Source organism: Thermodesulfovibrio sp. TK110 (assembly GCF_054658355.1).
The window spans coordinates 904,208-927,081 of sequence record NZ_BAAHNB010000001.1; the positions used below are offsets into that span (position 1 = coordinate 904,208).

22 protein-coding genes are annotated in these 22,874 nt (G+C 35.4%); 2 read left to right on the forward strand and 20 right to left on the reverse strand.

Annotated features, from left to right (window positions below; translation table 11 throughout):
* Positions 1–10: 10 nt before the first annotated feature.
* Genes ACYQ3X_RS04710 through mraZ form a run of 15 tightly spaced genes read right to left on the reverse strand, consistent with a single transcriptional unit; the run spans position 11 to position 15,783 of the window.
* Positions 11–718 (reverse strand): cell division protein FtsQ/DivIB, encoded by a 708-nt coding sequence (locus ACYQ3X_RS04710; RefSeq protein ID WP_460180665.1) that lies wholly within the window; start codon positions 716–718, stop codon positions 11–13.
* On the reverse strand, positions 708–1,613 hold the full coding sequence (locus tag ACYQ3X_RS04715; protein ID WP_460180666.1) for a D-alanine--D-alanine ligase: 906 nt from the start codon (positions 1,611–1,613) through the stop codon (positions 708–710). The genes ACYQ3X_RS04710 and ACYQ3X_RS04715 overlap by 11 nt, the downstream gene beginning before the upstream one ends.
* Positions 1,610–2,497, reverse strand: a complete 888-nt coding sequence (murB, locus tag ACYQ3X_RS04720; RefSeq protein WP_460180667.1) for a UDP-N-acetylmuramate dehydrogenase — start codon at positions 2,495–2,497, stop codon at positions 1,610–1,612. The genes ACYQ3X_RS04715 and murB overlap by 4 nt, the downstream gene beginning before the upstream one ends.
* A complete protein-coding gene (murC, locus tag ACYQ3X_RS04725) occupies positions 2,494–3,864 on the reverse strand; it encodes a UDP-N-acetylmuramate--L-alanine ligase (RefSeq protein ID WP_460180668.1) in 1,371 nt (456 codons plus the stop codon). Before murC ends, murB begins: the two co-directional genes overlap by 4 nt.
* Positions 3,851–4,960: an undecaprenyldiphospho-muramoylpentapeptide beta-N-acetylglucosaminyltransferase gene (gene murG, locus ACYQ3X_RS04730; RefSeq protein ID WP_460180669.1), complete on the reverse strand. Its 1,110-nt coding sequence runs from the start codon at positions 4,958–4,960 to the stop codon at positions 3,851–3,853. The genes murC and murG overlap by 14 nt, the downstream gene beginning before the upstream one ends.
* Positions 4,957–6,144: a putative lipid II flippase FtsW gene (gene ftsW, locus ACYQ3X_RS04735; RefSeq protein ID WP_460180670.1), complete on the reverse strand. Its 1,188-nt coding sequence runs from the start codon at positions 6,142–6,144 to the stop codon at positions 4,957–4,959. The genes murG and ftsW overlap by 4 nt, the downstream gene beginning before the upstream one ends.
* The gene (gene murD / locus ACYQ3X_RS04740; RefSeq protein ID WP_460180671.1) at positions 6,141–7,589 is read right to left on the reverse strand and encodes a UDP-N-acetylmuramoyl-L-alanine--D-glutamate ligase; all 1,449 of its coding nucleotides are present in this window, start codon (positions 7,587–7,589) and stop codon (positions 6,141–6,143) included. Before murD ends, ftsW begins: the two co-directional genes overlap by 4 nt.
* Positions 7,561–8,547 carry a D-alanyl-D-alanine carboxypeptidase family protein gene (locus tag ACYQ3X_RS04745; RefSeq protein WP_460180672.1) on the reverse strand — a complete coding sequence of 329 codons (987 nt, stop codon included), beginning with the start codon at positions 8,545–8,547 and terminating at the stop codon, positions 7,561–7,563. Before ACYQ3X_RS04745 ends, murD begins: the two co-directional genes overlap by 29 nt.
* Before the next feature lie 4 nt (positions 8,548–8,551).
* Positions 8,552–9,637: a phospho-N-acetylmuramoyl-pentapeptide-transferase gene (gene mraY / locus ACYQ3X_RS04750; protein WP_460180673.1), complete on the reverse strand. Its 1,086-nt coding sequence runs from the start codon at positions 9,635–9,637 to the stop codon at positions 8,552–8,554.
* On the reverse strand, positions 9,627–10,970 hold the full coding sequence (locus ACYQ3X_RS04755; protein ID WP_460180674.1) for a UDP-N-acetylmuramoyl-tripeptide--D-alanyl-D-alanine ligase: 1,344 nt from the start codon (positions 10,968–10,970) through the stop codon (positions 9,627–9,629). Before ACYQ3X_RS04755 ends, mraY begins: the two co-directional genes overlap by 11 nt.
* Before the next feature lie 3 nt (positions 10,971–10,973).
* A complete protein-coding gene (locus ACYQ3X_RS04760) occupies positions 10,974–12,443 on the reverse strand; it encodes a UDP-N-acetylmuramoyl-L-alanyl-D-glutamate--2,6-diaminopimelate ligase (protein WP_460180675.1) in 1,470 nt (489 codons plus the stop codon).
* Complete coding sequence (locus ACYQ3X_RS04765) at positions 12,440–14,170, reverse strand: peptidoglycan D,D-transpeptidase FtsI family protein (RefSeq protein ID WP_460180676.1); 1,731 nt, start codon at positions 14,168–14,170, stop codon at positions 12,440–12,442. The genes ACYQ3X_RS04760 and ACYQ3X_RS04765 overlap by 4 nt, the downstream gene beginning before the upstream one ends.
* A 2-nt stretch (positions 14,171–14,172) precedes the next feature.
* Entirely contained in the window at positions 14,173–14,460 is a 288-nt protein-coding gene (locus ACYQ3X_RS04770; RefSeq protein WP_460180677.1) for a hypothetical protein, read from the reverse strand.
* Entirely contained in the window at positions 14,457–15,338 is an 882-nt protein-coding gene (gene rsmH, locus ACYQ3X_RS04775; RefSeq protein ID WP_460180678.1) for a 16S rRNA (cytosine(1402)-N(4))-methyltransferase RsmH, read from the reverse strand. The genes ACYQ3X_RS04770 and rsmH overlap by 4 nt, the downstream gene beginning before the upstream one ends.
* Positions 15,328–15,783, reverse strand: a complete 456-nt coding sequence (mraZ, locus tag ACYQ3X_RS04780) for a division/cell wall cluster transcriptional repressor MraZ (RefSeq protein ID WP_460180679.1) — start codon at positions 15,781–15,783, stop codon at positions 15,328–15,330. Before mraZ ends, rsmH begins: the two co-directional genes overlap by 11 nt.
* A 70-nt stretch (positions 15,784–15,853) precedes the next feature.
* Between mraZ and ACYQ3X_RS04785 the strand changes: the two genes are divergently transcribed.
* A complete protein-coding gene (locus tag ACYQ3X_RS04785; protein ID WP_460180680.1) occupies positions 15,854–17,029 on the forward strand; it encodes an aminotransferase class I/II-fold pyridoxal phosphate-dependent enzyme in 1,176 nt (391 codons plus the stop codon).
* On the opposite strand, the gene ACYQ3X_RS04790 is transcribed toward ACYQ3X_RS04785, so the two are convergent.
* From ACYQ3X_RS04790 to sdhA, 5 genes are read right to left on the reverse strand one after another with little or no spacing between them, the layout of a single operon-like run.
* Positions 16,995–18,206, reverse strand: a complete 1,212-nt coding sequence (locus tag ACYQ3X_RS04790) for a type II secretion system F family protein (RefSeq protein ID WP_460180681.1) — start codon at positions 18,204–18,206, stop codon at positions 16,995–16,997. The two genes, ACYQ3X_RS04785 and ACYQ3X_RS04790, sit on opposite strands and share 35 nt — an antisense overlap.
* Before the next feature lie 18 nt (positions 18,207–18,224).
* Complete coding sequence (gene sdhD / locus ACYQ3X_RS04795) at positions 18,225–18,539, reverse strand: succinate dehydrogenase, hydrophobic membrane anchor protein (protein ID WP_460180682.1); 315 nt, start codon at positions 18,537–18,539, stop codon at positions 18,225–18,227.
* Entirely contained in the window at positions 18,539–18,883 is a 345-nt protein-coding gene (gene sdhC / locus ACYQ3X_RS04800; protein ID WP_460180683.1) for a succinate dehydrogenase, cytochrome b556 subunit, read from the reverse strand. Before sdhC ends, sdhD begins: the two co-directional genes overlap by 1 nt.
* Positions 18,880–19,599, reverse strand: coding sequence for a succinate dehydrogenase iron-sulfur subunit (locus ACYQ3X_RS04805; RefSeq protein WP_460180684.1), 720 nt, complete (start codon positions 19,597–19,599; stop codon positions 18,880–18,882). The genes sdhC and ACYQ3X_RS04805 overlap by 4 nt, the downstream gene beginning before the upstream one ends.
* Positions 19,599–21,332 carry a succinate dehydrogenase flavoprotein subunit gene (sdhA, locus tag ACYQ3X_RS04810; protein WP_460180685.1) on the reverse strand — a complete coding sequence of 578 codons (1,734 nt, stop codon included), beginning with the start codon at positions 21,330–21,332 and terminating at the stop codon, positions 19,599–19,601. The genes ACYQ3X_RS04805 and sdhA overlap by 1 nt, the downstream gene beginning before the upstream one ends.
* A 78-nt stretch (positions 21,333–21,410) precedes the next feature.
* Between sdhA and ACYQ3X_RS04815 the strand changes: the two genes are divergently transcribed.
* Positions 21,411–22,814, forward strand: a complete 1,404-nt coding sequence (locus ACYQ3X_RS04815) for a malic enzyme-like NAD(P)-binding protein (RefSeq protein ID WP_460180686.1) — start codon at positions 21,411–21,413, stop codon at positions 22,812–22,814.
* The last annotated feature ends 60 nt before the right edge of the window (positions 22,815–22,874 follow it).

Consider the following 22,874-nt stretch of genomic DNA (forward strand, 5'->3'; position numbering starts at 1 on the left):
CTTTCAAATCCTACTCCACTGGTTTTACTATTACTCTATCAGGAAATCTTAAATCAATGTATTGCACCTTTAAACCTCTTTTTTGAATTTCTGAACTTACTACAAGATATTTGGCAAACTTCGTCTCAAAATCTCCTTTACCCACAATGATTGGAAAATCATTTATGTAAAGAGTAAGAGTGTCTGGATTATTGCCTGTTATGCTTATCTCATCTTCAGGTTTTATAAAACCTTTATTATTAATAAAATTCAGTAAATTCACAGCTTCCCCAAGAGTTTCCCTGTTTTTAAAGGGATCAATATTTTTTATAACAGGCAAGAATAAAGGCTTATGGTTCGCTGATGCTTGAATATCTTGAGTAAAATCCTCAAGAACCTGAGCTTCATAATCAATTAGATAGGCTCTTTCATTAAACATGACAACAGCAACAGGGCTGGATTCTTTTATATAAATCGTTATTGTGCCATTTAAATCTTTTCTTATTATCGCATCCTTTATCCACGGAGTTTTTCTTAGTCTTTCATATAAGCTCTTAGATGATGGATAAATTATAGAGTTTCCTTCTTTTATGCCTATGATTGACCTGATTTCTCTTTCATTAAGATGTTTGTTGCCAATAATGACAATATGCTTTACTGTAAGAGTCTCAAAAAATAAAAATCCTGCCACCAGCATTAAAAAAAACACCCCGAGAATTATCCATTTCTTATTTTTCATCTTTTAGCGCAAGTTCAAGAATTTCTTTAACAAGACTTTTAAAATCATAACCTGCCAGAGATGCTATTTTGGGTAAAAGCGATGTCTCTGTCATTCCAGGTATGGTATTTACTTCAAGAACATAAGCATTGCCTGCCTCATCAACGAGCATATCAACTCTTGTAGCACCTTTACAGCCTAATGCTTGATGAGCTTTCAGTCCAAGCTCTTTAAGTTTTTCATAAATAGAAGCATCTATCTCTGGAGGAAGTATATAGTCAGTGAGTCCCTTTGTATATTTTGCTTCATAGCTGTAAAAGCCCTTTTTAGGTCTTACCTCAACTCCTCCAAGAGCTTTATTGCCAAGAACACCAATGTGAATTTCTTTGCCTTCAATATATTTTTCTAAGATTGCTCTGCTGCCATATTGAAAGGCTTCCTTAAGAGCTTCATCAAACTCTTTTTCGCTTCGGACAATATTTACTCCTACTGAAGAGCCTTCATGTGCTGGTTTTACCACACATGGTAAAAAAGGAGTAGCAAATGTTTGCTTTAAATAGTCTTTTTTATTAATTATTTTAAAGGGAGGCACAGGAATACCGTGGTATAGAAATACTTTCTTTGTTGCTTCTTTGTCCATTGCCAGAGCTGAGGCAAGAACTCCTGAACCAGTATAAGGAATACCCATAACTTCAAGCATTCCCTGGACACCACCATTTTCTCCCCATCCACCATGAAGAACCAGAAAGGCTACATCAATTTTTTCCTGTTTTATTTTCTCACAGAGGTCAGTTCCTGCATCTATAAAAACCGCATTAAGCCCAAGTTCCCTTAAAGCATTAAAAACTGCCTGTCCACTTCTAAGAGATACCTCTCTTTCAGATGATACTCCGCCTGCTATTACACCAACCCTCATAAAGTACCTCCTAAAATTTTTATCTCAGGTTCCAATTCAATAGAAAAAAGCTTGAATACTTTTTCTCTAACAAGATCCATTAATCTTAAAAAATCACAGGCTTTGCCACTACCAGCATTGATAAAGTAGTTAGCATGAACAGAACTTACCATTATATCTCCAATTCTTATTCCCTTTAATCCTGCTTTGTCTATTAAAGCACCTGCTGAATGCCCTTCAGGATTTTTAAATACACAGCCTGCAGACTTCTCTCTTAAAGGTTGTGTTTCTATTTTTTTCTTAAGAAATTCCTTCATTTTTTGAAAAGGCTGTCCGCTCTTTAAGTTAAATCTAACAGATTTAATAATCCAGGAGTTAGGCAGTCCTGAACTCCTGTATTTAAAATTGATATTCTGCTTTTTTAAAACTTTTATCTGCAGCTCATCAGTAATAACTTCCACTTCCTCAAGGCTGTCCTTTATTTCATATCCAAAAGAGCCTGCATTGCCTTTCACCGCACCTCCCACTGTTCCAGGAATACCAATAAGCCCTTCCATACCTGAAAGACTTCTTTTCAAAACAAAGGCAACAAGCCTTTGAAGCATTACTCCTGCTGACACTCTAATACTAAATTCTTCAATATTTATTCTGTTCATTTTTTTTGTATTGATTATCACTCCTCTGAACCCATTATCACTTACAAGTAAGTTGCTACCTCCTCCTATAACATAATAGGCTAATCCCTCGTTTTTTATTACTTCAATCAATTCCACAATAATGTCTTCATCTGAAAATACTATTAAATCCGCCTGTCCACCAATTTTCAAAGTGGTGTATTCAGACAGCGGCTCATTTTTTTTATAAATAATTCCCTTTTCTTTACAGAAAGTTTCAATATTTTTCATAGTCTTTCCAGAACAGCCTCACCAATTTTATAAACATCTCCTGCTCCAATGGTGAAAACCACATCTCCTTCTTTTAACTCCTTCAAAATATCGTCTTTAATTTTTTCTTTATCTGGATTAAATCTAACATTAACATGAGCAGATTTTAACTTTTCATATAAAATTTCTCCACTTACTCCTTCAATTGGAGATTCACTTGCAGGATATATATCCATAAGAAATAAAATATCAGTTTTTCGCAATGTGTTCTTAAATACCTTAATAAACTCTTCCATCAAATCTCTTGTTCTTGTGTATCTGTGAGGTTGAAAAACTATACAGAGTCTCTCTGGTTTTAACCATAAGGCAGTTTTTAGCACAGCCTTTATCTCTGTTGGATGATGCCCGTAGTCATCATAAAATTTTATCCCCCTTTTGTCTCCTTTAAACTCAAATCTTCTACCAATTCCTTTAAAGTTTTCAAAGGATTCTTTCACTTTTTCTAAAGGCACTGAAAGTTCCTTTGCTACAATTATTGTTGCCAGAGCATTCAAAACATTATGCTTTCCTAAAACAGTAATAGTAAATCTTCCAAGAGATTTTTCTTTGAAAAAAGCTTCAAAAGAAACCTTAGGTGGTGAATACTCAATATTTTTTGCATAAAAATCAAAGCTCTTATCAAATCCATATGTTACATATCTTCTTGTTAAATGAGGAATTAAATCCCTTATGTGTCTGCATTCTCCACAGAGAATTGAAAGACCATAAAAGGGAACTTTATTTGCAAACTCAACAAAAGCTTTTTTAATTCTTCTTAGATTTTTAAAATAATCAAGATGTTCTCTATCAATGTTTGTTATAACAGAAATAGCTGCAGTAAGCTTTAAAAAACTTCCATCACTTTCATCAGCCTCTGCTACAAGAAATTCGCCTTTACCAAGTTTTGCATTACTGCCAATTGACTTAAGCTTTCCTCCAACAACTACTGTAGGATCAAATCCTGCATCAGTTAAAACAGTGGCAATTAATGAAGTAGTTGTTGTCTTTCCATGGGCACCGGCAACTAAAATTGAGTATTTTAATCTACAGAGTTCAGCAAGCATCTCAGCTCTTGGGATAACAGGAATACCAAGCTGCTTTGCTTTAATAATTTCAGGATTATCAGGCTTTACTGCTGAAGAAAATACAACCACATCTGTTTCATCAATGTTGTCTTTGCTGTGTCCGATAAATACTTTTACTCCAAGACTTCTTAATCTTTTAACTGTATCAGACTCTTTTATATCAGAACCTGTTACAGTATAACCCATATTATGAAGAACCTCGGCAATACCGCTCATTCCAATTCCACCAATGCCAACAAAATGAATTTTTTTATACTGATACATTTCTCCTCCTTACCAGGGTTTCAGCAATCTCAATAATCTTCTCTGCTGCTTTTGGTTTTCCAAAGGCAATACTTGCTCTCTGCATCTCTTTTAAACTGTCTGGATTATCTAAAATTTCATTGATTTTTTTTGCAAGACTCTGTCCATTTAAATCCCTGTCAAGAATAAGTTCACAGGCACCCCGACTGAGAAGTCTTCTGGCATTCATCTCCTGATGATTGTATGCAGCATATGGATATGGAATCAAAATTGATGCTTTACCAATAGCTGTAATCTCTGCTACAGTAGAGGCTCCTGCCCTTGAAATTACTAAATCTGCTACACTGTAAGCTTCTGCCATCTCATATATAAATGGCAAAACAGTTGCCTTAAATGAAAGATTTTTATATTCAGCAGAAACCCAATTTAAATCATACTGTCCTGTTTGATGAATTATCTGAATCCTGTTCTTTAATGGAACTAAATATGAGAGAGCCTCTGTCATAGCTTTGTTTATTTTTCTTGCACCAAGACTTCCTCCAAAAACCAGTATGGTGAATTTTCCTTCTTCTATATTAAAAAGCCTTTTTGCTTTTTCTGAATCACCTTCAAGGATATTTTTTCTAATTGGGGTTCCTGTGAGATAAACTTTTTGTTTTGGAAAATAATCTATGGTTTCAGGATAGGTTATAGCAATTGCTGAGGCAATCCGTCCAAGTATTTTATTTGCAAGTCCTGGAACAGTATTCTGTTCAAGAATAATTGAGGGAATTTTTTTTAAAGCAGCTGTTAAGACAACAGGAAATGAGGCATAACCGCCTACCCCAAACACCACATCCGGTGAAAAAGAATTTATAATGTTTTTTGATTCAGAGATTGATTTAAAAAGACTCATAAAAGTCTTAAGCTTCTGCATTGCAGACTTTCCCACAAATCCCTGAATAGATATGAATTTCAGATCATATTTTGTTTTAGGAATAACCTTTGCCTCCAGTCCCCGCTGAGTTCCTACAAAAACAATCTGAGCCTCTGGATATCTCTCTTGAATTGTTTCTGCCAAAGCCACGCCAGGGAAAAGATGTCCTCCTGTTCCACCACCAGCTATAATAACTTTCATGAGAAATTTTTACCTCTCCAGTATTTGTATGTTCTTAGTTTTGTTTTTCTTTTAGAATACACCTCTACTGAGTCTTGAGTTGAATTAAATCTTGAAAGATTAAGTAAGATTCCAATAGCTATGAGATTAACAACCAGAGCAGAACCACCATAGCTGATAAAAGGCAGTGGAAGACCTTTTGTTGGTGCCATGCCTGTTACAACAGCAAAGTTTATCAATGCCTGAATAGAAATCATAATTGTAACTCCTGATGCAAGAAAGTAATAAAAAGGTTCAGACTGTCTCATGGCAATGTTTAATCCTCTAAGACATATTAAAAAAAACAAAACCACCACTGTAGCTGCTCCTATAAATCCCATCTCTTCACCAATGTGAGCAAATATAAAATCTGTATGTATCTCAGGTAAAAAAGCAAGCTTCTGCTTTCCTTCTCCAAGTCCTTGTCCTGTGAGTCCTCCACTTCCAAGAGCAATCAATGACTGAACAAGCTGAAACCCACTACCTTGTGGATCAGCCCATGGATCAAGAAAAGAAGTAATTCTTTTCCATCTATAAGGTTCTTTAGCAAGATAGACTACCAAAGGAATAGCAAGCAAAACTGTAGCTCCCAAAAATCTTAAACTTACACCTCCTATAAAAAGCATCACAAAAGTAATTATTCCGAGCGTCATTGCTGCACCAAAATCAGGCTGTTTTAAAAAAATCAACTGAAAAATAGCCATCAATCCAATGGGAATTATAAAATGCTTAATACTTTCTTTATTGTAGCCATCTCTACTCATATACCAGGCAAGAAAAAAGACCATGGCAAGCTTTGCAAGCTCTGAAGGCTGAAAAGAACTGGGCCACAGCCTGAGCCATCTTCGTGCTCCTCCTGCAGTAACTCCTATAGGAGTAAAAACTGCTGCAAGCATTATAAAGGAAATAATAAGCAGTGGAAAAACGAGTTTTCTTAATTTTTCTCGTGATAAAAAAATAAACACAACCATAAAGAAAAAACCTATAATCAACGTAAAAAACTGCCTTTGTAGATAAATCATTCCTCCTTTATTTGCGTATTTTGCTTTGACAGAGGCTAAAACAGAAGTAGAACTGTAAACTGCAATAAGCCCGATCACAACAAGCAGAGCCACTGCAATTATAAGTGTTTTATCAATAGAGCCTCTGTCCATAGTAGTTTTCATAAAGAATTTACAATATCCTTGAATACTTCTCCACGATGTTCAAAGTTATTGAACATATCAAAGCTTGCACATCCAGGAGAAAGAAGCACTATATCTCCTGCTGTGGCAATTTCCTTTGCTTTAACTACAGCAGATTTCATATCCTCTTCAAAATAATAGGGAACTAAATCTCCAAGAGCATCTGCAATTTTTTGCTTTGCCTCACCAATAAGTACTAAAGCCTTTACTCTCTTTTTTACAATCTCCCTTAATTGAGAAAAATCTCCACCTTTATCCCTTCCACCTGCAATTAAAATCACATTCTCAGGAAAACTTTCAATGGACTTAGCTACTGCATCCACATTGGTTCCCTTTGAATCATTTACATAAATTACTCCGTTTATTTCTCTCACATACTCCATTCTGTGAGGAAGTCCAGAGAATTCTTTAACAACTTCTTTTATGCTGTCTCCTTTACATCCAGCACAAAAAGCAAGTAAAGCTGCTGCCATTATATTTTCAATGTTGTGAACTCCTTTTATTTTAAATGTGCTTACAGGAACAACTGTATTTTGCATCTCTGAAAAAATGCTTTCTGGAATCTCCTCTCTTGGATTGAACCGAACTTCATTGTTTGCTAAATAGGCTCCATAAACATTTTGAAATCTGCTGAAATAAAAAATATGCGGAAGTTTACCTTTTCTCAGATAAACACTTCTTAAATGTTCAATAGCAGACACTGTATTTTTATCATCCATATTAAGTATGAGATAATCCTCTCCACCCTGATTCTGAAAAATTTTTGCTTTTGCCTCAATATATTCCTTCATACCTGAGTATCTATCCATATGATCAGGTGTAATGTTAAGGATTGCTGCAAAATCTGGTTTAAAGTTTTTTATTCCTTCAAGCTGAAAGCTTGAAAGTTCAAGCACAAGATAGTCTATATCAATCTCTTTTTTTAAAACTTTCAAAACAGCCTCTGCCATGGGGTATCCAATATTTCCTGCCAGATGAGTCTTTTTACCATCTTTCTTCAAAAATTCATAGACCAGTGTAGAAGTTGTTGATTTTCCATTAGAGCCTGTAATGCCTATTATCTTTATCTCTGGATTTATGAAACTCAGAATCTGCCAGCTAAGTTCTATCTCGCCAATAACTGGAATACTTTTATAGATTGCTGAAACAATTGAAGGTGTACTTAAAGGAACTCCTGGACTTACCACTATAATTTCAGCACCCTCAAGAGCTTCTGCTGGATGCCCACCTCCTGTTATTTTTTCCACACGCTCTTTTATCAGAGTTATCTCCCTTAAAATTTCATCTTCATTTTTTTTATCATTTATTATTAATCTTGCACCAAGACTGCTGAGCAGTTGAGCTACTGCTAAACCACTTTTTCCAAGTCCAACAATTGCTACTTTTTTATCTTTTAGTTCAGATAGTTCTTTTATTATTTTTTGCATTTTTTATCCTCTTTTTAAGTTTCTGCACTTTCTTTTTATTTGTCTTTTTAGTTAATTTTTGATTAGTTTTATAAGACACAGGCATTACTGATTTTTCCTCTGAAAGCTTAACCACAGGCTGCTGTTTACCTGAAATAACATCTTCTGCTTGAGCAATAAGTTGTTGAGTATCTTCCCAGAGCTTTTCTCTGTTTTTATCTCCAAGAATTGCTGTATAAACAACTCTCCCCATTACTTTATTGGCACTAACAAAACAATGCCTTGCACTTCTTGTATATCCTGTTTTACCTCCTATCATGTTATCTTCTAACCATAATAAATGATTGGTATTCTGAATGAAGTATTGTTTACCATTTCCAGATTTTACTAGATAAACCCTGGTATTTATAGCTTCCTTTATCAGTGGATAAGCAAGGGCATGAGACATAATTTTTGTCAAGTCATAAACTGTTGTGTACTGTCCTTTGCCAGGTAATCCGCTGGCATTTACAAATCTTGTATCTTTTGCTCCGATTTTCTGTACCTTTTCATTCATGAGTTTTACAAAATTTTGCTCACTTCCTGCTGTAGCTTCTGCCAGAGCAACTGCTGCAGAGTTTACAGAACGCATTAAAGCAAGGTAAACAAGATCACGAACAGGATAAACTTCTCCCTGAACAAGTCTTGGTGAGACACTTGGAGTTTTAGCTGCTTTTTTTGATATGATTACTTTATCATCAGGATTAAGTTTTTCAAGTGCAACCATCACTGTTACAAGTTTTGTTGTGCTTGCTGGAGGAAGTTTCATATGAGGATTTTTTCCGTAAAGAATTTTCCCTGTCTGGGCATCCACTGCAACTGCGCTTGGTGCGTCAATATCAGTAGCTAAACAGTAGGAATTTAAAAAAAATAAACATACAATAAAAATAAAAAGTTTTAGCTCTGCCTTAATCCTTAAGCCTTTAGCCTTATTTCTCATTGCATCACCTCAGTTTTAAAGTTAAAAGACTTAAAAGAGCAAGTATTATTCCTATTATCCAGAATCTTACTATAACCTTTGGTTCTGGCCATTTTTTTAATTCAAAATGATGATGAAGTGGAGCCATACGAAAGATTCTCTTCCCATTGGTTAACTTGAAATAACCAACCTGAAGAATAACTGATAATGCCTCCACAACAAATATGCCTCCAACTAAAGCAAGAACTATCTCATGTTTTGTTATAACTGCAAGACTTCCAAGAGCTCCTCCGAGGCTCAAGGAACCAACATCTCCCATAAAAACCTCAGCAGGATAAGAATTATACCATAAAAAACCAAGACATGCCCCAAGCATCGCTCCACAGAAAACAGACAATTCTCCAGTCCCTGGTATATAAAGAACATAAAGATACTTTGCAAATACTGCATGACCTGATATGTAAAGAAGGACAGCATTTACAATAGAGGCAATTCCCACAAGCCCTGCAGCAAGACCATCCATTCCATCTGTAAGGTTAACAGCATTTGAAGCTCCCACAATTACAAATATTGCAAAAGGTAGATAAAAAATTCCAAGGTCTATGAGCCACTGCTTAAAAAATGGAATACTTAGAACAGTTGTATATGGGTCTTTTGGATTGAAATAAAGAAAAAGAGTTACGGACATAGCAAGTAAAAACTGGGCAAGCAATTTATACCTGCCCGGTAAGCCTTTGTAATTTTTTCTTGTGATTTTTAAATAATCATCAATAAATCCTATCAAGCCAAAGCCTAAAAAACATATAATCATTATCCACATGTAGTGATTCCTTAAATTTCCCCATAAAAATACTGAAACCAGAACTGATGTAATTATTATTATTCCACCCATTGTAGGAGTGCCTTCTTTTTTAAAGTGTGTTTTTGGCCCGTCATCTCTAATATGCTGGGTAAAACTTAAATTTTTAAGCCATCTTATGCACGAAGGAGCAATAATGAATGTAAAAAAGAAAGATGTAAGTATGGCAAGCATTGTCCTGAAAGTAATATAACGGAAGACATTAAATACAGAGATCTGATCACTTAAACTGTAGAGAATTTCATAAAGCATGTCTGCCCTCTAATAAAATATTAAGAATTTGTTCCATCTTCATAGCTCTTGAGCCTTTTATTAAAATAATTTCAGAACCATTAAGTTGCCTTCTCAAAAATTCACCTGCCTGCTGAGCATCATCAAAAAACTCTCCATCAACATATCTTAAAGCATTTTTCATAAACTTACCAACTCCAACAAAAAAATCAATTCCCATTTCTTTAATCCATTTACCCACTTCCTCATGAGCTGATTGAGTAAACTCACCAAGTTCAAGCATATCTCCGAGCACAGCAACTGCTTTTCTTGTTTTTTTTCTTCTTGCAAGTTCCTGTAAAGCCGCTTTCATTGAAGATGGATTGGCATTGTAAGCATCAAAAAATATCTCAATTCCATTGATTTTTATTATTTCTCCACGCATGGCTACAGGACTGAAAGATTCTGTAAACTCCTGTATGGTGCACTTAGAAACACCGAAGAAAGTTGCAATGCCTGCCGCAGCTGTTATGTTGTAAACATTATGCATACCCATTAAAGAGGATTTCACAGGAAAACTTACCAGCCCAGCATGAAAATCAAACTCTACATGGTCATCATAAAAATTAATATTTTCAGCCCTATAGTCACATTCCTTGCTCAAGCCAAATGTCAGAACAGCTCCATTAAAATCTTTAAGTCCTTCCATAAGAAACTCATCATCTCCATTGGCAAAAACTGTTTTAACAAAGGGAAGTATCTCAAGCTCTCCATCTCTTACGCCTTCAAGTGAGCCAAATCCCTCAAGGTGCTCATATCCGATATTGGTAATCACTGCATAATCTGGATAAACTATTTCACAGAGTTCCTTTATATCTCCATGTCTGTTTGTGCCAAGTTCAAGAACCATTATTTCTGTATCATGCTCAATTTTGCTAAGGCAGAGAGGAACTCCAATATTGTTATTGAAATTTCCCTCTGTTTTGAGAACCTTATATTTTCCTGATAACATACCAGCAATTAACTCCTTTGTTGTAGTTTTACCATTACTTCCAACCACTGCAATAACCTTTCCTTTAAATTTTTTTCTTAAATATCTTGCCAGCTCCTGTAATGCTTTAAGAGTATCATCAACTAAAACTACTGTTTTATTTTGAAAATCCACATCTATTTCTTTAGAAATTACTGCACCATAAGCTTTTTGAAATGCTTCAATTAAAAAATCATGACCATCTCTTTTAGAACCCTTTAAAGCAAAAAATAAATCATTCTCAGTGATTGTTCTTGTATCAATTGATACCTCTCTGAATACTTCCATTCCTGAGGAAAGTAACTGTCCTCGTGTAGCTTTTATTAAATCCTCAAGAGTAAACATGGCTTATTTCAATCCTTTCAAAGCTTTTATCAAAACTTCTTTATCACTGAAATGGTATCTTTTCCCTTTTATTTCCTGATAGTTTTCATGACCTTTACCAGCAACAATTAAAATATCTCCTTTTTTGCATATTTTTGTTGCAATCCATAAACTTATTGCTCTGTCTGGAACAACAATATAGTTATCCTTTGAAATACCTTCTTCAATTTCTTTAATGATTTCTCCTGGTTCTTCCCATCTTGGATTATCTGAAGTAAGAATAACCATGTCACTTAACTCTGTGGCAATTCTGCCCATCTCCTGTCTTTTACCTCTGTCACGATTACCACCACAGCCAAAAACTGTTATTATTCTGCCATTTTTTGATAACTCCTCTTTTAATTTTTTTACACTTAAAAGCAGTCTCTCAAGAGCATCAGGTGTGTGTGCATAATCAATAAACACAAGGAAATCCTTTCCTTCTGCAACTCTTTCAAATCTTCCCTCTGGAGATTTAGCCTCGGAGATGGCAGACACAATAATATCAGGTGGTATGTTTAAGCCAAAAGCAACAGCCACAGCAGAAGCAACATTATAAATATTTGGAAATCCTAAAAGTGACGTCTTCACAAATAACTCCTCATCTTGAATGGAAAAAGTAATCTCTGTTTCTTTAAACTTCAATCTATAATTTTTTACATAAATGTGGGCTTCAGGATTTTGCAGAGAATACAGAATTTTTTTATTTTTTACTTCCTCAGCAAGTCTTTTTCCATATTCATCATCTATGTTTATAACTGCTATACCATCTTTTTTAAGTAAATCTGTAAAAAGTCTTTTTTTTGCCTGAAAATAATCTTCCATATCCTTATGAAAATCAAGGTGGTCTCTTGAAAGATTTGTAAATACTGCCACATCAAACTGGGTGTAATCAACTCTTTTTAAAGCAAGAGCATGGGAAGAAACCTCTGAAATGACATATTCCACACCTTTTTGAAGCATTTCATGGAGAAGTCTCTGAAATTCTGGAGCTTCCGGAGTTGTATGAATTGCTTGTTTTTCTTCATTATCAATCAAATATTTGATGGTTCCTATAATTCCTGTTTTTTTACCGCAGTTTTTCAGTATCTGTCTGATTAAATAGGATGTGGTGGTTTTTCCGTTTGTGCCTGTTATTCCGATAATTTTAAGTTTTTCACCTGCTCTATAAAACCTTGAACTCAACCATGCAAGAGCATCTCTTGTGTCATTAACGCCTATCCATGTAACAGAGCTGTTATAAGGAGTGAAACTCCCCTTTTCATAGACAACAGCAACGCTGCCTTTTTTTATTGCTTCTTCAATAAAAAGATGTCCGTCAGTGTTTCCACCTGATATTGCTACAAAAAGGCTTGATTCTTTTATATCCTTTGAATTGTAGCTTATATAAGCAATATCCCTATTTATATCTCCTTTTATATCAAAATCATCTCTTAAAAGTTCCTTTAAAATCATTCTCCTGCCACCGCAACCTTTCTACTTACCTGTCTATCAAAGGTAACAACAAGACCTTTTTCCCTGGCATCATCTCTTGGAACATTCAGATAAGACAGTGCCTCATCAGCTATTGCTTTAAATACTGGAGCTGCAACAACCCCTCCATAATGAGCACCTTTTGGATCTTGAATTACCACTATCATGGCAATGCGGGGATTGTCCGCTGGAATAAATCCAACAAATGAGCTTACAAATCTATCTTTTGAGTATCTGCGGATTTTTGGATCATATTTTTGAGCTGTGCCTGTTTTGCCTGCCACATCATTTCCATCAAGCTTTGCCTGAGTAGCAGTTCCTCCTTCTTCTGTAACTTTTTTAAGAATTTCTTTCATTATCCTTGCTGTTTTATCAGAAATGATTTTTTCTCTCTGAATAACACTTTTATATAAAATGTTGCCTTGAGGAGAGTGAATTTCAGAAACCACAAAAGGCTTTACAAGATAACCTCCATTTGCAATTGCAGAGTAAGCTCTAAGGATTTGCAATGCCGTAACTCCTACTTCCTGTCCAATTGGAATAGCTCCTATTGATGTGCCAGACCATTTCTGAGTAGGCCTTATATAGCCTGATATCTCTCCTGGAAGATCTATTCCAGTTTTTTCACCAAAGCCAAATTTTTTTATGTATTGATAAAGTTTTTCCTTTCCAAGCATCATTGCTATTTTTATTGTACCAACATTAGAAGACTTCTGAATAATTTCTTCAAAAGTAAGAACTCCATGTCTATGAGCATCTCTTATTTTTTTACCCCATACTTCTATGTATCCCTGTGAACAATCAAATTTAGTATTTGGCTTTACAATACCCTCTTCGAGTGCAGCAGTTGCAGTAACTATTTTAAAGGTAGAACCTGGCTCATAAAGGTCTGTTATTGCACGATTTCTTATTATACCAATATTCTTTATAGATTTTAAATTATTGGGATCATAAGTTGGTCTGTTTGCAAGAGCGAGAATCTCTCCTGTAAAGGGATCCATCATTATTGCAGTGGCAGAAGAAGCCTGCCATTTTTTTACTGCCTCATCAAGGTATTTTTCAACAATGTATTGTAATCCTTCATCAATTGTTACAAAAACATCATTTCCCTTTACATCCTTTAAATCTCCCTGAGAGAGTTTCTTACCCTTAGCATCCACTGAAACTACTTTCATAGACTTCTCTGCTCTAAGATATTTATCATACTTCCTTTCCACTCCTTCCATACCCTGTTCATCAATGTTCACAAATCCGATCAAATGAGAAGCTAAAAAACCCTTTGGATAAAATCTTGCTCCTTCTATGACAGAACCAACTCCTTCAATCTTTAATGCTTTTATTTTTTCCGCCACAGCTGAATCAACTTTTCTTTGAAGCCATAAAAATCTTATATTTTTTTCTGATAATCTTTCTATCTGCTCTGGATCAACTTTAACATAGTTTTTTAAAAGATTAACTGCCTGAATTGAGTTTAAAGAGGCAGGATCAATGAATAGAGACTCTTTTTCCAGAGAAATTGCTAATTCCCTGCCCATTCTGTCATATATGTTGCCTCTCTTTGGAATAATCTCTTCCTTTTTTATTTGCTGAATTTTTGCTTTTGCAAAATAAGCCTCGTGTTCAACAAACATGATTAAGCCAAGACGAAAGATAACAGAAGTAAAACAAATTAAGAAGAATATTTTCAGTAAAACAAGCCTTTTCTTCATCTTCAATTCTTTTTATTAAAACTGACTGTTTTTACAAAACTTTCAGGACTCCCTTCTATATAAACGACTTTTTTCCTGTCAGGAAATACCAGCAAATGTTCATTATTAATTCTTACAAAGGAAGTTAAGCTTGACTTTTGAGCAACTAAATTCTTGTTTTCTCTGAGCAAAGCCTTTTTTTTCTCTTCAAGACTGCTTAATCTATACTCTACAGAAATTACATTTGACCTTACCCATAAAATTGCAAAAATTGCAAACAAAATAAAAACTATTGAGATAACATATTTCATATTTTTTCACCTCCCCTGAGTCTTGCACTTCTTGATGAAGGATTTCTATAAACTTCTTCAAGAGATGGTAAAATAGGTTTCTTAGTGAGTATCCTGAAAATACTCTCCTGTTCTTTTTCTCTGAAAAAATTCTTTACAACTCTGTCTTCGCCTGAATGGTAGGAGATAACACACATCCTTCCACCTGATTTTAATAATTCCAATGCCTGGGAAAGTCCTTCTCTTAGTTCCTCAATTTCTTTATTCACTTCTATTCTTATTGCCTGAAAAACCTGAGTTGCAGGATGAAGTCTTCCATGTCTTGGAATAACTTTTTTAACCAAATCTGCAAGTTCCTTACATGTATCAATTGGTTTTTTGCTTCTCTGTCTCACAATCTCTCTTGCTATTCTCCTTGCAAAGGGTTCATCACTATATTCTCTTAAAATCCTTTCAAGCTCCTTTTCTGAATACTTGTTTACCACATCCCAGGCTGTTAAAGAACCTGTTTGATCCATTCTCATATCAAGATTTTCATCAGAATAAAAACTGAATCCTCTTGAAAAATTCTTTAGCTGAAGCATTGAAACTCCTAAGTCAAAAATAATTCCATCAATACTGTCAATGTATAATTCCTTTAAAACCTCCTTTAATTGAGAAAATCTTGCTTTTTTCAAAATCACCCTTGAATCATTAAGAATTTCTTTTGAGATCTCTATTGCCGATTCATCCCTGTCAATGCCAATTAATCTTCCCTTAGGACCAAGCTTTTTAACTATTTCCAATGAATGTCCTGCACAACCTAAAGTAGCATCTACATAAATTCCATCTTGAACAGGATTAAGAAGCTCTATCACTTCTTTAATCATTACAGGAATATGCAGTTTTTTATAATCCATATCTGGCAAGTCCATCCTGTATCCTCTTTATATCTACTTTTGATGGATCAGTGATGCTGTCCCATGTAGGTTTATCCCATATTTCTATTCTGTCAATCTGCCCAACAATAACAACCTCTGAATTAATTCCAGCATCCTGCCTGTGTTCATAGGGAATTAGTATTCTTCCCTGTTTATCAAGCCCACAGGATATAGCTCCTGCTATAACCCTCCTTAAAAAATACATTACAGCTTCATCTGACTTGGGAAGCTGTCTTATTTTTTCTTCAAGCTTTAACCATTCTTCAAGAGGATAAAGATGCAAAGCCTTATCAAATGGAGCATTTGTAAGATAAAGTTTGCCTGAAGAATACTTTGTTGATAAAACCTCTCTAAGAGGAGCTGGCAGAATAACTCTTCCTTTTTGATCAAGATTATGGTAATATTTTCCTATGAAAGATATCATACTCCACTTTCCACCACTATTTACCACCAATATTATACTAAGGTGAAATTTTTGTCAAGAGGTTATTGATATGAATGAAAAAATTTTTGAAATTTTTGAAAAAAAGCTTGAAAAACTTAAAGAAGAAAATCTCTACCGCTCAATAAAGGATATGGAAACAAGGATGGGGATGGAGATCACTATTCAGGGGAAAAAATATATAAATTTTTCATCCAATGATTATCTTGGACTGAGTCAAAATTCTATGTTAAAAGAAGCAGCAAAGCAGGCTGTTGAAATTTTTGGTTGTGGCGGGGCAGCATCAAGGCTTCTTAGTGGAGGCACGATTTTGCATAGGAAACTGGAAGAACTTTTATGTGAATTCAAAGGCAGTGAAGGCTCAATTGTTCTCAACTCCGGTTACACAGCAAATACTTCTTTAATACCAGCACTGGCTGATGAAGAAGATATAATCTTCAGTGACGAACTCAATCATGCAAGCATTATTGATGGAATAAGGCTCAGTAAAGCAAAAAAAGTTATCTATAAACACGCTGATATGAATGATTTATACAGGAAGATAAAAGAAAATTCATGTAAGGGCAAAAAAATTATAGTAACAGATACAGTGTTTAGCATGGATGGAGATATTGCACCATTAGGAGAGTTTTATGAAATCTGTAACTCTGAAGAAGCTCTTCTTTATATTGATGATGCTCATGGAACAGGTGTTCTTGGACAGGGACATGGTGCATTGAAACATTTTAATCTTCCTCAAACTAATTTTGTAATTCAAATGGGAACTCTTTCAAAAGCAATTGGTTGTTTTGGTGCCTTTGTATGCGGAGCAAATACTTTAATAGAATGGTTTATAAACTCAGCAAGAGGACTTATTTTTTCAACTGCTCTTCCAGCAACTATTATTGCATCTGCCTATGCTTCCATAAAAATTATCATGGAGGATAAAACTCTTATTGAAAGACTATGGCAAAATACAGGAAAAGTTATGGAATTTGTAAAAAAACTTAATCTAAAAACAACAAATACGCAAACGCCCATTATCCCGATTCTCTTTAATACAATACATGAAGCAACAAAGGCTTCACAGATCTTTAATGATTTAGGTATCTATGCCCCTGTTATTAGACCTCCAACAGTAAAACTGCCGAGAATAAGAATCACCATAAGTGCAGGACACACAGATAGAGATATTGAAAGACTTATGGAGGCTTTTAACCTCCTCTACCGGCAACTTCACCAAGTTTGAATATGGGAAGATAAAGGGATACGACAATAAATCCTATTGTAATGCCAAGAAACACTATTAAAGCAGGCTCAAGCATGCTCATAAGATTCGCAACAGCATTGTCAACTTCCTCATCATAAAAGTCTGCAACTTTATTGAGCATCTCATCGGTTTTACCTGTTGACTCTCCAACACTTACCATCTGAATAAAAATTGGTGGAAAAATTACAGGTTTTGATTTTAAGACCTCTGTGAGAGATTTACCAGCAGTTATATCCTCTCTCATCTCAATAACAATATCCTCTATAATTTTATTTCCACAGGCTCTTGCTGAAATCTCCATACTGTTAAGAATGGGGACTCCGCTGCCAAGAAGCGTTCCAAGAGTTCTTGAAAATCTTGAAAGAGAAGCTTTGAGCAATATAACTCCTAAGAGAGGAATCTTTAAAAAAATCCCATCTGTTATCTTTTTACCCTTAGGAGATCTTCTCAAGAGTTTTATAAATATGAAAAATCCAATGACTCCTGCAACTATAAAAATTCCTGATCTTGCCATAAAATTGCTCATGGCAATTGTAATTCTGGTAGGAAGAGGCAGGTCAAGTCCCATTTCAGCAAATAATTTAGCAAATGTTGGAATGACAAATATCATAATTATTGCAACAACCAGTACAGCCACAGCTATTACCAAACTCGGATAAATCATAGCGCCAATAATTTTTCTACGAAGCTTTATCATTTTTTCAAAATAATCAGCCATTCTCTGCAATACCTTATCAAGCATTCCACCTTCCTCACCTGCTCTAACCATGTTTACAAAAAGTGAGCTGAATACTCTTGGATGTCTTTTCATAGCATCAGCCAGGGATGAGCCTTTTTCTATGTCATTTCTTAATTGAATAAGAACTTTTTTGAAACCTTTATTCTTTATCTGACCTATTAATGCATCAAAAGCTTGCACAACAGGTACACCTGAAGAAAAAAGTGTTGCAAACTGGCGAGTAAAAAACAAAATATCTTTTTGGGAAACTCTTGTAAAACCAAAAAATTTTTTTTCTTCCTTCTCTTTTACATATCTTGGAATTATTCCCTTTTTCCTTAATGCTAAAAGCAGTTCTCCTTCATTCTCAGCTTCTGTTTCGCCTGTTACTGGAAGTCCTTCTTCTGTTCTACCTTTCCAGATAAAAGTTGTAGGCATTTAAAACCTCTCAATTTTTTATAAAAATACAATTTTAAACCCGAAAAATACAAGCCCTAATGGAATAACAAATATCATAAATTTCAAAAACCTTTTCAATGAGTTGTTTTTTACATACTCTGTAACCAGGCCATTCAATCCATAGAAACCATGATATAAAGCTGACAGAAGAAAAACAATATTGAAAACGTTCCAGGATGGCTCACTCAACCTCTTAATTATAGCTTCATAGGAATATGCTTCAGGTTGAATAAAGTGCATCATGAAAAAATGATAAACCAGACCAAATGCAAGAATCACGCCTGTTATTCTATGTAAAAGCCAGCTCCACATTAAAGCACCTCCTTAAGAAAGTAAAAAGCGCCAATAAACCACAAAACTGCTACAAGAGTTGCTCCAGCATAAGCCATCTGTTTTTGATACTTTGTAGATACTCCTATCTCAAGAAGTGTAATTCTTAATCCTGCAAAAACGTGTTTTAAAACCACTGCAAAAAGAACAAGTTCACCAATTTTGATAATGGGATTTTTCATCAATGCCATAAGTTTATTATATGCCACAGGATCTTTTAAATGGCTTAAAACATAAATATGAGCGACTAAATAAAGTGTAAGAATTATTCCTGTAACTCTATGAATGAGCCAGGCAATTGAGCCTGTATTCCACTTATATCTCATCTTTCACCTCCAGTAAAACCTTTCTTAACAGCCAGTCGTTTTAATTTTAAAATATGCTTTGTAATGTCAATATCTTTTGGACATACCTCCACACAGTTAAAGATTGAGTGACAACGCCAGAGTCCGTGTTCGCCTGTAATTTTTTCAAGTCTCTGCTCTGTTGCTCTGTCACGGGTATCAAAAAGAAATCTGTATGCCTTAAGCAAGGCACTTGGTCCAAGATATTCTTTGTCAGCCCAGAATACAGGACATGATGTGGTGCAACTGCCGCACATAATGCATGTTATGGATTCAAGAATTTTATGCTGATCTTCAGGTGATTGAATTCTTTCCCTTTCAGGTGGAGGCTCATCATTTATTAAATAGGGTAAAACTCTGTCATTTTTCTCAAAAAACAGAGTCATATCTACCACAAGATCTTTTATAACAGGCAGGGAAGGCAAAGGCTCAATCACTATAAGTTCTGGCAGGTCTTTTGCCAGTGTCTGACAGGCGAGCCTGTTTTTACCATTAATCTTCATTGCGCAGGAACCGCATACTCCATGAGCACAGGATTTTCTGAATGTGAGAGTTCCATCTCTGGTTTCTTTAATCTTAATGAGTCCATCTAATACCCTTTCCATGCTATTAAGCTTAATTCTAAACTCATCCCATCTGTGAGATGGATTTTCATCGGGCAAATATCTCTTGATTTTGAACGTGTAGTATTTTTCCATCAGTATTTCCTCTCCTCTGGTTTAAATCTTGTTATTTTAACAGGTTTATATCTAAAAGTAATGCCTTTATCTGCCTTATAGGCAAATGTGTGTTTGAGCCAGTTTTCATCATCTCTTTTTGGATAATCCTCTCTGCAGTGCGCACCCCTGCTTTCTGTTCTCTGTAAAGCACTCCAGGCTATTACTTCTGAAAGAGTAAGCATGTGTCCCAGTTCTATTGCCTCAAGAATTTCTGTATTAAATATTTGTGATTTATCAGCAATGGATATCTCTTTATATCGTTCCTTTAAGTTATGGATTTCTTCAAGAACTGCTTTCAATCCTTCCTCAGTTCTGAATACTGAGCATTTATCCATCATGGCTGATTGAAGATCTTTTCTTACAGAGGCAACAGTTTCCCTGCCTCTGGAGTTTTTAAGCATATTTATGCAGTCTAAAACTATCTGAATTCTTTCTTTCTTGACCTTACCTTTTATGTTTGATTTAAGAATCTCTGAAGCAGCTTTTCCTGCTCTTCTTCCAAATACAACAGTATCAAGGAGAGAATTACATCCAAGCCTGTTTGCTCCGTGCACAGATACACAGGCACACTCACCAGCAGCATAAAGTCCATAAACAACTGAGCCATCCACATCTTTTAAAACCCTTCCATCATTATCTGTTGGAATTCCGCCCATTGCATAGTGAGCAGTGGGAACAACAGGAATTGGTGCACGAGAAGGATCAATTCCCATGTAGATTTTGCAGAAAGTGGTTATCTCTGGGAGCCTCTCTTCAAGAATTTTTCTATCTACATGTCTAAGATCAAGATAAACATAGTCCTTTCCATCAATACCTCTTCCTTCTCTTATCTCAGTAAGAATTGCTCTTGATACCATGTCTCGGGGAGCAAGATCTTTTATGGTAGGTGCATACCTCTCCATAAATCTTTCACCCTTACCATTAATCAGGACTCCACCCTCACCTCTTGCTCCTTCAGTAATCAATATTCCAAGTCCGTAAAGTCCTGTTGGATGGAATTGAAAGAACTCCATGTCTTCAAGAGGAAGTCCCTGTCTGAAAAGCATACTCAGACATTCACCTGTGCTTGCATAGGCATTGGAGGTAACTTTAAAAATTTTTCCATATCCACCACTTGCTACTATTACTGCCTTAGATTCAAATACATGAATTGAGCCATCTTTTATGTTCACTGCAATAACTCCCTGAACAGCATCATTTTCTATAACAATATCAAGAACCTCAAACTCCTGAAAAAATCTTACACCTTTAAGCTGACACTGCTCATAGAGAGCAAAAAGCACAGCATGACCTGTTCTGTCAGCAGAATAACAGGCTCTGCGAACAGGTGCTTTACCAAACTCCCTTGTATGCCCTCCAAATCTTCTCTGTGCAATTTTTCCTTCAGCAGTGCGGGAAAAAGGCACACCCATGTGTTCAAGCTCAATAATAGTGGGAATAGCGTCATAACACATAATTTCAATGGCATCCTGATCTCCTAAAAAATCACTTCCCTTAACAGTATCATAAGTATGCCATTCTGGAGAGTCCTCTTCTTCATTGCCAAGAGCAGCACCAATTCCTCCCTGTGCTGCTGTTGAATGAGAGCGGGTTGGATAAAGCTTGCTTAAAACTCCAACTGTTCCGTGATTAATACATTCAATAGCAGCACGACAACCTGCAAGCCCTGAACCAATAATAACTGTGTCAAAGTAGTGTCTGTTAATCTCCACTTATACTCCTCCCTATTTGCAAAAATTATTTTATTTTGTATAATTTATAGCACAATGTCAAGCATGGGAGGATAAAAAATGGGATATGTACCAAGTCCAAGTTATAGTATAACAGTCAGAGTTGAAATTGAAAATAAGATAGGAATGTTTGCCAAAATTGCCTCAGCTATAAGTGGAGCAGGTGGAGACCTTGGTTCAATTGATATTGTAAAAGTGGAAAAAGGAAAAATTATAAGAGACATAACAGTAAATGCCAGAGATGAAGAGCATGAAAAGAAAATTATCAAGGCACTCAAACACATTGAAGGAGTTAAAATCCTCAGGGTAATGGATAAAACATTTCTCGTTCATGAAGGAGGAAAAATCGGAACATACAATAAAATTAATGTTAAAGGTAGAGAAGATCTTTCCAGGGTCTACACTCCAGGTGTTGCCAGAGTCTGCCTTGATATTAAGAAAAATCCTGAACATGTATATCGTTACACCATTAAAGGAAACACTGTTGCAGTAATTACTGATGGAACAGCAGTGCTCGGACTTGGAAACATAGGACCTGATGCAGCCATGCCTGTTATGGAAGGAAAATGCATGCTTTTTAAAGAGTTTGGAGGAGTTGATGCCTTTCCAATTGCAATAAGGACAACTGATGTAGATGAGCTTGTAGATATAATCAAAAAAATATCAACTCCTTTCGGTGGAATAAATCTTGAAGACATTGCTGCACCCAGATGTTTTGAAGTGGAAAAAAGACTAAGACAGGAGCTTGATATTCCAGTTGTTCATGATGACCAGCATGGAACAGCAATTGTTGTTTTAGCTGCATTGATAAATGTGGGAAGAATTCTTAAAAGAGACATTAGAGATTTTAAAGTTGTCATAGCTGGAGCAGGTGCTGCAGGAACTGCCACAGCTTATATGCTTCTTGACTACGGAGTAAAGGAGATCATTGTATGTGACAGAGCAGGCATTCTTTATGAAGGAAGAACAGAGGATATGGATCCCCATAAAGAGGAGCTTGCAAGAAAAACTAATCCACAGAAAATAAAAGGCAAGCTCAGTATTGCCCTTCAGGATGCTGATGTTTTTATAGGGCTTTCTGCACCGAATATTTTAAAACCTGAAGACATTGAAAAAATGGCAAAAGACAGAGTAGTATTTGCCCTTGCCAATCCAGACCCTGAAATAGCACCAGAGCTTGCAATGCCTCTTGTAAGAATAATGGCAACAGGAAGGTCTGACTATCCAAATCAGATTAATAATGTCCTTGCTTTTCCTGGATTATTTAAAGGCTTACTTGAGGTTCGTGCAAAGAGAGTTGAAAAAGAAATTTTTTTCGCAGCAGCCAGTGCAATTGCAAACATAATTAAAGATGAAGAATTGAATGAAGATTATATAATTCCAAGCATATTTAACAAAAAGGTTGCTCAAGCAGTATCCCATGCAGTGGCAGAAAAGGCTAAAAACCTTGGATTAGCAAGATAGAGCAAGATAGATATTGAAATTTTTTAAAAATTTTTAATATCATCATTAAAATTTAAAAAA

Coding starts and splice junctions, on each gene's coding strand:
- ACYQ3X_RS04710 (WP_460180665.1), bottom strand. CDS start 718: ATGAAAAATAAGAAATGGATAATTCTCGGGGTGTTTTTTTTAATGCTG.
- ACYQ3X_RS04715 (WP_460180666.1), bottom strand. CDS start 1,613: ATGAGGGTTGGTGTAATAGCAGGCGGAGTATCATCTGAAAGAGAGGTA.
- murB (WP_460180667.1), bottom strand. CDS start 2,497: ATGAAAAATATTGAAACTTTCTGTAAAGAAAAGGGAATTATTTATAAA.
- murC (WP_460180668.1), bottom strand. CDS start 3,864: ATGTATCAGTATAAAAAAATTCATTTTGTTGGCATTGGTGGAATTGGA.
- murG (WP_460180669.1), bottom strand. CDS start 4,960: ATGAAAGTTATTATAGCTGGTGGTGGAACAGGAGGACATCTTTTCCCT.
- ftsW (WP_460180670.1), bottom strand. CDS start 6,144: ATGAAAACTACTATGGACAGAGGCTCTATTGATAAAACACTTATAATT.
- murD (WP_460180671.1), bottom strand. CDS start 7,589: ATGCAAAAAATAATAAAAGAACTATCTGAACTAAAAGATAAAAAAGTA.
- ACYQ3X_RS04745 (WP_460180672.1), bottom strand. CDS start 8,547: ATGAGAAATAAGGCTAAAGGCTTAAGGATTAAGGCAGAGCTAAAACTT.
- mraY (WP_460180673.1), bottom strand. CDS start 9,637: ATGCTTTATGAAATTCTCTACAGTTTAAGTGATCAGATCTCTGTATTT.
- ACYQ3X_RS04755 (WP_460180674.1), bottom strand. CDS start 10,970: ATGTTTACTCTTGAGGATTTAATAAAAGCTACACGAGGACAGTTACTT.
- ACYQ3X_RS04760 (WP_460180675.1), bottom strand. CDS start 12,443: ATGATTTTAAAGGAACTTTTAAGAGATGATTTTGATATAAAAGGAGAT.
- ACYQ3X_RS04765 (WP_460180676.1), bottom strand. CDS start 14,170: ATGAAGAAAAGGCTTGTTTTACTGAAAATATTCTTCTTAATTTGTTTT.
- ACYQ3X_RS04770 (WP_460180677.1), bottom strand. CDS start 14,460: ATGAAATATGTTATCTCAATAGTTTTTATTTTGTTTGCAATTTTTGCA.
- rsmH (WP_460180678.1), bottom strand. CDS start 15,338: ATGGATTATAAAAAACTGCATATTCCTGTAATGATTAAAGAAGTGATA.
- mraZ (WP_460180679.1), bottom strand. CDS start 15,783: ATGATATCTTTCATAGGAAAATATTACCATAATCTTGATCAAAAAGGA.
- ACYQ3X_RS04785 (WP_460180680.1), top strand. CDS start 15,854: ATGAATGAAAAAATTTTTGAAATTTTTGAAAAAAAGCTTGAAAAACTT.
- ACYQ3X_RS04790 (WP_460180681.1), bottom strand. CDS start 18,206: ATGCCTACAACTTTTATCTGGAAAGGTAGAACAGAAGAAGGACTTCCA.
- sdhD (WP_460180682.1), bottom strand. CDS start 18,539: ATGTGGAGCTGGCTTTTACATAGAATAACAGGCGTGATTCTTGCATTT.
- sdhC (WP_460180683.1), bottom strand. CDS start 18,883: ATGAGATATAAGTGGAATACAGGCTCAATTGCCTGGCTCATTCATAGA.
- ACYQ3X_RS04805 (WP_460180684.1), bottom strand. CDS start 19,599: ATGGAAAAATACTACACGTTCAAAATCAAGAGATATTTGCCCGATGAA.
- ACYQ3X_RS04815 (WP_460180686.1), top strand. CDS start 21,411: ATGGGATATGTACCAAGTCCAAGTTATAGTATAACAGTCAGAGTTGAA.